The sequence below is a fragment of the Bartonella sp. TS25HLJMH genome (genome assembly GCF_042193505.1).
Lineage (GTDB): Bacteria > Pseudomonadota > Alphaproteobacteria > Rhizobiales > Rhizobiaceae > Bartonella > Bartonella grahamii.
Genome location: NZ_JBHILV010000049.1, coordinates 1 through 3,027, shown reverse-complemented (window position 1 = coordinate 3,027; position 3,027 = coordinate 1). Strand labels below are relative to the sequence as shown.

Genomic DNA, 3,027 nt, shown 5'->3' with positions numbered 1-3,027 from the left:
GGTTTTCGTTCAAGCTTACGGGATTGGATAGCAGAGACAACGTCAACACCATTTGAGATTGCCGAAACTGTTCTTGCACATACAGTTGGGAGTTCAGTGACGAAAGCCTACATGCGAACGGATTTTTTAGAACAGCGACATGTTCTCTTGGAACAATGGGCGTCTTTTATATCAGGAAAGGCTTGACAAAATTAAAAATAGAGAGTCTTTTCTCAGAAATTTTTCTCAAATGATGTAAGTGCCTGAACTGGATTCTTTTGCAGCATTTACGTTTACTTCACTTTGAAATAAAAGGAAAAAGTTGGACGATGTTTAAAACATTACTCGCCTTTTAGCTAGAGAAGATTAAAGAGAGATTCCAAAGTGTGATTCATATATAAAGTAGACTTTAATATAGAATATTTGTCAGTTTACCATGTTAATATTATGATTCGATATTTTGTATTGTTGGTTAAGAGTAATGATAAACACTAAAGAATTTTCTTTAAAAACACTTAAACTTGATCTAGAAAATCCTAGAATTCCCAGATTCACAAGTGAAAAGGATGCTATAAATTTTCTTTGTATTACAGAAAAAATTTTGGAATTGGCCGAAGATATTGCTGAAAACGGGTTGTCTCCATTTGAAAAGCTTATGGTAATACAAGATGGAGAGAAGTACGTTGTTAAAGAAGGTAATCGGCGGCTTGCTGCGCTCAAACTTCTTGATAATCCAAGTCTAGCTCCAGAGCATCTAGGTAAAAAGATCGCTAAATATAGTGCTGACCGTAAAATTCACATAACTTCTGTAGAATGTGCTATTGCTTCTGACATAAAAGAAGCAAATCACTGGATGGAGATAAAGCATTTAGGTCAAAATAATGGAAAAGGTGTGAAGCCATGGAATGCTATACAAAAGTCACGTTATTCGCCAGACAATCCGAATAGATTTGCATACCTATTATTGAATCATCTGTTGGAGGATCCTTCATTAGATTATGAGATAACGACTGTCACACGTTTGATTTCTAAAACAACTTTTTTTGAGTATACTGGAATTTATTATAATCAGTTGGAGGACAAGCTCATCTTTTCATGTTCATATGAAGAAAATTCTGCACTTGATAATTTTTTGAAACAATTTGTACAAGATATACTTGAAAAAAAGATAAATTCTCGTTCTTGCAATAATAGAAAAGATATAGAAAAATATTTTGAAATCTTATCTCGCAAATTTGGTCTAACTAAATCATTTGATTCTTCTAATCTAACTAATTTATTTAGTTCTTCTAAAAAGCTTGCTAGAAAAGGCAAGGATAAAAAAGAAACAGAGTATTCTAAAAGAAAAGATAATCTACCTACAAGCGATGCGAATAAAGATGGAAATTATCCAAAACAAAAATTATTTCGCCGCATTTATGATGAAGAAATTGCAGATCAGTTGCAGAAATTAGGTATTATAAAACCCATCAGTATATATTCTTCAGTAAAAAAATTAGGTACTGACGCTGATACACCTCTTGTGTATATAGCGTTTAGTTGTTTATTCGAAGGGCTGACAGGCTTTTTAGGCCGAGAAAACAAATCTTTTGATAATTTTTTAAAGGATAAGTTTTCAAAGTATTGTCGATTATTAAAAACCGAACTTGACGATACACAGTATATAAATGAAAATGAGAAAGCTATTTTAGACACTCTAGCGAAGGTTAGAATGCAAGCCAATACAGCTAAACATGCCTTCCGTTCAGCACCCTTGAGTTATCTAGAGGTTCTCAGTGATATACAAGTATTAAAGCCAGTGTTAATGCAATTAATCAATGAAGTGTATGACAAAAAATTGCAGAATGCTCGTCAAATGCTTTAGCCATTGCTGGCCAATATGAACAAAATATGATAACATGGCTTTGTTTTAATACTGTAAGGTTTACAGAGATGGCTTATAATTATTCTCCATTAAGGTATCCTGGTGGCAAGGCTGCACTCTATGGAAGAATCAAAGAAATTTTTGAGAAAAATGGATTAAATGGATGTTCTTATCGTGAGCCTTTTGCTGGTGGGGGCGGATTGGCTCTAAATTTTCTTTTAAATAACGATGTTAAAGATATCTACATTAATGATATTGATCCGTTTATTTGGAGTTTTTGGTATTGTGTTTTGCACAAGACAGAAGAATTAATAGAAAAAATCAATACAACGACCATTAACTTAGAAGAGTGGTATAAACAAAAAGAAATTTCTCCTGAAAACGCAGACGTGCTTAGCGTTGGGTTTGCTGCATTTTTTTTGAATCGCACAAACAGATCTGGAATCATTAAAAATGCTGGTCCTATTGGAGGAAAACAACAAGTTGGGAGTTACAAAATAAACTGTAGATTCAACAAAAGGGACTTAATTAGCCGGATTAGAAATATAAGTGTACAAAAAGATAGGATATATTTAACTCGTTTAAATGCACAGGAATTTTTGCTGCGTTATGGAACTGATGAAAACACCTTTTTTTATATGGACCCTCCTTATTTTAAAAAAGGAAAAGAGCTGTATACTTCATTTTATAAAGCTAAAGATCATTGCGATTTAGAAAGTATCATTTCTAAACATGTGAATGCGCTTTGGTTAATTACTTATGACAACGTAGAAGAAATTAAATTCTTGTACAATCAATATCCTAAAATAGAATTTAATATACGGTATTCTCTACAAAATAAGAGACAAGCTCAAGAACTGATGATTTTCTCACCAAAGATCAAAATTCCACAATCATTAGAACAGAATATAACATCACTTTGTAACGTGGCTTAGCTGCTTTCATAAACAAAATTTGTTCTCTCTACAAGCTTTGAAAGTTTGATTGCTGTCAGTCAATTTCATATTTTAAGGAAAGGTTTGGTGTGTTTAACTCTTTGAGAACCACTATTTTAAATGGGCGAAGACATTCTCTATCGCCTCCATGAGACGAGCAAAATTAAGAAACCATTTTCTAAAGAATTTCGCGCGTCTCAGAGTATGTTTAGAGTCGGATATTTGGTTTTTGTGTAAAAATACTTACAA

General features: G+C 32.8%; 2 protein-coding genes and 1 pseudogene. All 3 read left to right on the top strand.

Annotation, left to right across the window (positions count from 1 at the left end; translation table 11 throughout):
- Positions 1-186 (top strand): annotated as a pseudogene (locus ACFINF_RS08970) (integrase); the annotation flags it as partial.
- Positions 187-460: 274 nt separating this feature from the next.
- Entirely contained in the window at positions 461-1,843 is a 1,383-nt protein-coding gene (locus tag ACFINF_RS08965) for a ParB/Srx family N-terminal domain-containing protein (RefSeq protein WP_375620556.1), read from the top strand.
- A 68-nt stretch (positions 1,844-1,911) separates the two neighbouring features.
- On the top strand, positions 1,912-2,778 hold the full coding sequence (locus tag ACFINF_RS08960; RefSeq protein ID WP_375620555.1) for a DNA adenine methylase: 867 nt from the start codon (positions 1,912-1,914) through the stop codon (positions 2,776-2,778).
- Positions 2,779-3,027: the final 249 nt, after the last annotated feature.